Source organism: Streptomyces sp. NPDC007346, assembly GCF_040703535.1.
Taxonomy (GTDB): domain Bacteria; phylum Actinomycetota; class Actinomycetes; order Streptomycetales; family Streptomycetaceae; genus Streptomyces.
This window is the reverse complement of sequence record NZ_JBEYKR010000257.1, coordinates 1-5,041: the sequence shown is the minus strand read 5'-3', so window position 1 is coordinate 5,041 and position 5,041 is coordinate 1. Positions and strand designations below refer to the sequence as shown.

The 5,041-nt window shown below is 69.1% G+C and carries 4 protein-coding genes; all 4 read right to left on the bottom strand.

The annotated features are described in order from the left end of the window. Window positions 1–42 precede the first annotated feature (42 nt). Window positions 43–1,353 carry a sugar ABC transporter permease gene (locus tag AB0917_RS33605; RefSeq protein ID WP_366823502.1) on the bottom strand — a complete coding sequence of 437 codons (1,311 nt, stop codon included), beginning with the start codon at window positions 1,351–1,353 and terminating at the stop codon, window positions 43–45. Next, window positions 1,350–2,138, bottom strand: coding sequence for an ATP-binding cassette domain-containing protein (locus tag AB0917_RS33600; RefSeq protein WP_366823501.1), 789 nt, complete (start codon window positions 2,136–2,138; stop codon window positions 1,350–1,352). Before AB0917_RS33600 ends, AB0917_RS33605 begins: the two co-directional genes overlap by 4 nt. Before the next feature lie 279 nt (window positions 2,139–2,417). Then, complete coding sequence (locus AB0917_RS33595) at window positions 2,418–3,530, bottom strand: sugar ABC transporter substrate-binding protein (RefSeq protein ID WP_366823500.1); 1,113 nt, start codon at window positions 3,528–3,530, stop codon at window positions 2,418–2,420. A 120-nt stretch (window positions 3,531–3,650) separates the two neighbouring features. Beyond that, the gene (locus AB0917_RS33590) at window positions 3,651–4,850 is read right to left on the bottom strand and encodes an ROK family transcriptional regulator (RefSeq protein WP_366823499.1); all 1,200 of its coding nucleotides are present in this window, start codon (window positions 4,848–4,850) and stop codon (window positions 3,651–3,653) included. Window positions 4,851–5,041 lie beyond the last annotated feature (191 nt).

Genomic DNA, 5,041 nt, shown 5'->3' with positions numbered 1-5,041 from the left:
CGGTACCCCCGTGGGGCACCGGGCACCTGCGCGGTTCCGCGGTCAGGCGCGGCCCGCGGTCTTCTGGGTCTTACGGGTGATGGAGTCGATGACGACCGTGGCGAGGAGCACGGCGCCCGTGACCATGTACTGGATCGGGGTGGCGATGCCTTCCAGCGACAGGCCGTACTGGATGGAGACGATCACCATGACACCGAGCAGCGCGTTCCAGGTGCGGCCGCGTCCGCCGAAGAGGCTGGTGCCGCCGATGACGGCCGCCGCGATGACGTTCATCAGCAGGTCGCCGGTGCCGGAGCCCTGGTTGGCCGCCGCGATCTTGGAGGCCCAGAACAGGCCGCCGATCGCCGCGAACGTACCGGCGATGGAGAAGACGGAGATCCGGATCGCGGTGACGTTGATACCGGCGCGCCGGGAGGCCTCGACGCTGCCGCCGAGCGCGAAGATCTTCCGGCCGTACGCCGTGCGGCGCAGCAGGAAGTCCGTGCCGACCAGGACGATCAGGAAGAGGACCAGGGCGAGCGGCAGGCCGCGGTACTGGTTGAACATGTACGCGGCGGCGAACGCGAACACCGCGAGGACGCCGGTGCGCACCGCGATGTCGGCGATCGGCCGGGACGGGATGCCCGCGGCCTCGCGGCGGCGGGTGTCCAGGAAGGCGGCGGCGAAGTAGCCGATGACCGCGATGGCGGCGAGCCCGTAGGCGGCGGCGACATCGGTGAAGTAGTACGTGGTCAGCTTGCCGACCACCCCGTCGCCGTCCAGGTTGATGGTGCCGGAGTCGCCGAGCAGCTGGAGCATGAAGCCGAGCCAGAACAGCAGGCCCGCCAGGGTGACGGCGAAGGCCGGTGCGCCGATCCGGGCGAAGAAGAAGCCGTGGATCGCGCCCATCGCCGCGCCGCTGACGACGGCGACGAGGATCGCCAGCCATTCGTTCATTCCCTGGGTGACGCTGAGCACCGCGATGAGGGCGCCGGAGACACCGCTGACCGAGCCGACCGAGAGGTCGATCTCACCGAGCAGCAGGACGAAGATGATGCCCACGGCCATCATGCCGGTGGCGACCATGCTGGTGGCGATGTCGCTGATGTTCTTCGCGGAGAGGAACTCGGAGTTCATGCTCTGGAAGACGATGGCGATGATCGCGAGGCCGACGATCACCGGGATCGAACCCAGGTCGCCGCCGCTGATCTTGCGCTTGAACTCGGTGACGTAGCCGGCGAAACCCTGCTCGCGGATGAGCAGGCGGGGGTCGACGACCGTGGCGGCGCCCTGGGCCGCGTCCGGGTTGCCGACCGGCGCGTCCGCCGGGGCCTCGGTCTTGTCCAGCGGGGTCGCGGACTTGTCGGTGGTCACTTGGAAACCTCCGCGTTGCGCGCCGCACGTCGGGTCACGGCGTTGTCCGTGGCGCCCGTGATGGCGGAGATGATCTCTTCCTGGGAGGTGGTCTTCACATCGAAGACACCGTTGTTCCGGCCCAGCCGGAGTACGGCGACCTTGTCGGCGACGGCCTTCACATCGGCCATGTTGTGGCTGATGAGGATGACCGCGTGACCGCGCTCGCGCAGCCGCTCGACGAGGTCCAGGACCTGGGCGGTCTGCTCGACGCCGAGGGCGGCGGTCGGCTCGTCGAGGATGACGAGCTTGGGCTCACCGAGCATCGACCGGGCGATGGCCACGGTCTGGCGCTGGCCTCCGGAGAGCGAGGCGATCGGGATGCGGACGCTCGGGATGCGGATGGAGAGCGTGGACAGCAGCTCGCGGGAGCGGCGCTCCATCTCCACCTCGTCCAGGATGCCGAACCTGCGCAGCTCCCGGCCCAGGTAGAGGTTGCCGACGACGTCGATGTTGTCGCAGAGCGCGAGGTCCTGGTAGACGGTCGCGACGCCGAGGTTCTGGGCGTCCTGCGGCTTGTCGATCTGCACGGCCCGGCCCTCCCACTCGATGACTCCCTCATCGATGGGGTGCACTCCGGCGATCGTCTTGACCAATGTTGATTTTCCGGCGCCGTTGTCGCCCACCAGGGCGACCACCTCGCCGGCGTGGACCTCAAGCTCTACATCGGTGAGTACCTGGACGGCACCGAATCGCTTGGAGACCCCTCGCAACGCCAACACGGGCGTAGCGGTCACGTGAACCATCTCCTTCGCCGCCTGACCGGCGGGGATGCCGCGCCCGGGGGAAGGCGCGGCGGTCGAGCAGAAGAACAGAAAAAGGGGAAGCGTTCCATCCGGCACCCCGCCCGGCAGCGGGACGGTTGGTGGGCGGGGCACCGGACAGGCTTCGTGGCGCGTGCGGACCGCTGTGCGGCGGGCGCGTGCGCGGGCGGTGATGCCGTGGGGCCTTCGCGAGGACGCGGTGGGCGTACGGCGGGGGCGGGGCCGGCAGCAGGGGCGGCCGGTCCCGGGGCCCCCTGACGCCTACTTCAGACCGATCTTGTCGCAGGAGGCCTTGTACTTGCCCGAGCAGATCTCGTCGAGCGTGTAGATGCCGTCCTTGATGACGGTGTCGTTGATGTTGTCCTGGGTCAGCGAGACGACCGGGACGAGCACCGTCGGGATGTCCTTCTGGCTGGCGTTGTCGACCTTCGAGGTGGCGATCGAGTCGAGCTTCTCGCCCTTGGCGAGCGCGACGGCCATCTCGGCGGCGACGACACCCTCGGCCGGGTAGGACTTGTAGACGCTCATGAACTGCTCACCGGTGACGATGCGCTGCACACCCGCCAGTTCGGCGTCCTGGCCGGTGACCGGGGGGAGCTTCGCCAGACCGGCGGCCTTCAGGGCGGTGATGATGCCGCCCGCCATGCCGTCGTTGGCGGAGTAGACGCCGTCGATCTTGTCCTTGCCGAGCGCGGTGATCGCCGCTTCCATGTTGGCGTTGGCGTTCTCCGGCTTCCACTCCTTGGTGTCGTACTCCTTGCCGTACTTCACCTTGCCGTCGAGGACGGACTTGGCGCCCTTCTTGAAGAGGGCGGCGTTCGGGTCGGTGATCGCGCCGTTCATCATCACGATCGTGCCGCCGTCGGCCTTGTCGCCCAGGGCCTCCAGCAGTGCGGTGCCCTGTGCGCGGCCGACCTCTTCGTTGTCGAAGGAGGTGTACGCGTCGATGGGGCCCTCGGCGAGACGGTCGAAGGCGACGACCGGGATGCCCTCGGCCTTGGCCTTCTTGACGCTGTTCTCGATCGCCTTGGCGTCCACCGCGCCGACGATGAGCGCGTCGACCTTGTTGGTGATCATGGTGTCGATCTGCTGCGCCTGGGTGGGCGCGTCCTGCTTGGCGTTGGCGTAGATGACCTTCGCCTTGCCGTCCGTGAGTTCGGCGATCTTCTTCTCGATGATCGGACGGTCGAACTTCTCATAACGGGCCGTCTGGTTCTCGGGGAGGAGCAGACCTATCTTCAGGTCGTCGCCCTTCTTCTCCGAGCCCTGTTCGGCCTTGTCGCCGGACTCCTTGGCGCTCCCGCAAGCGGCCAGCGAGATCGCCATCGTGGTGGCGGCAACGGCAACGGCGGCACGACGCATACGCGTGTTCATTCTCGAACCTCCCTGACGAGGCCGCGACGTTGCGGCCGAGGTGGCTGGAAGTCAACTCGGCCGCAGCGCCAGCGTCAAGGAGTAAATCCTTAACGAGATGACAACGGTGCCATTCGTTATCTAAGTGAAGGCAGGAGTCGCTGCGGGGAGGGTGCTCTCCAAAAGGGTTGAATCCCCCATCTCGCTCAGCACCAGGGCCAGGGCGCCCAGCACCTCGGCTCGCCCGCCCAGCGCCCCGGGGAGCACCGAGAGCTGCCGGGCGGCGCTGGGGATCGCGTAACGCGACACGGAGTCCCGTATGGGCCCCAGAACCAGCTCCCCGGCCTCCGCCAGCGAGCCGCCGAGCACGACCCGGCTGGGGTTGAGCAGGTTGCACAGGTTGGCGACACCGCTGCCTATGTGGCGGCCCACGTCACCGATGACCCGGCGGCACCCCGGATCACCCTCGCGGGCCAGCTGGACCACCCGCTCCATGGTGAGTCCGGGGCCGTGGCTCGGCTGGAGCAGGGGCAGGACGTAGCGCGCGGCGGTGAAGGTCTCCAGGCAGCCGCGGTTGCCGCAGCGGCAGACCGGGCCCGACTCGTCGAGCGTGATGTGGCCGATCTCGCCGGCCGTGCCGCCGGGGCCCCGGTAGATGGTCCCGTCGATCACCAGGCCGGCGCCGACCCCGCTGGCGACCTTGATGTACGCGAGGTCCTTGACGCCCCGCCCGCTGCCCCAGACCAGCTCGCCCAGGGCCCCGAGGTTGGCGTCGTTGTCGACGTAGACCGGGACGCCGAGGCGGCCGGAGAGCTCCTCGCTGGGGTTGATGCCCGTCCAGCCCGGCAGGATCGAGGTGGAGCCCAGCGTTCCGGACTCGACGTCGATGGGACCCGGCACGCCCAGGCCGACGCCGATCACCTTGTCCGGGCCGATGCCGGACGCCTCGATCAACCGCTTGACCAGCACTTCGGCCCGGTCGAACCCCTCCGCGGACGAGGCGTCGACGTCCAGCGGCTCGGCCTCCTCGGCCAGCACCTGGTGGGCCAGGTTGCCGACGGCGACCCGCAGGTGCGTATGGCCGAAGTCGACGCCGATGACGATGCCCGCGTCACCGCTGAGCGAGACGCTGCGCGCCCGGCGGCCGCCCGCCGAGGTGGGCGTCACCTCGACCGTCCCGCCGTCCTTCAGCTCCCGGACGATATTGGAGACCGTGGCTGCGGAGAGCCCGGTGCTCCGGGCGATCTCCGCCTGGGTGAGCGACCCCGCCATCCGTACGGCGCGTACGACCCGCTCCAGATTGGCCCTGTGCAGCGATGTCTGCGACCCGGGAGTCTCCATCGACTCATCCACTCCTGCCCTTGGCGGGCGGCCCTGAGGGCCGCCCCGGCCGGGGCAGCAGCGATGACACCCCGGCTTCCTCCAACATGTGAACTCTAAGCTGACCGTTCGGGGGTGCCTCCCGTCAAGACCTGAGCGGGCAGGGCTCGCCGTCCCCACGGCGACGGCCCGGGGCCCCGGCGGAGTGTTCC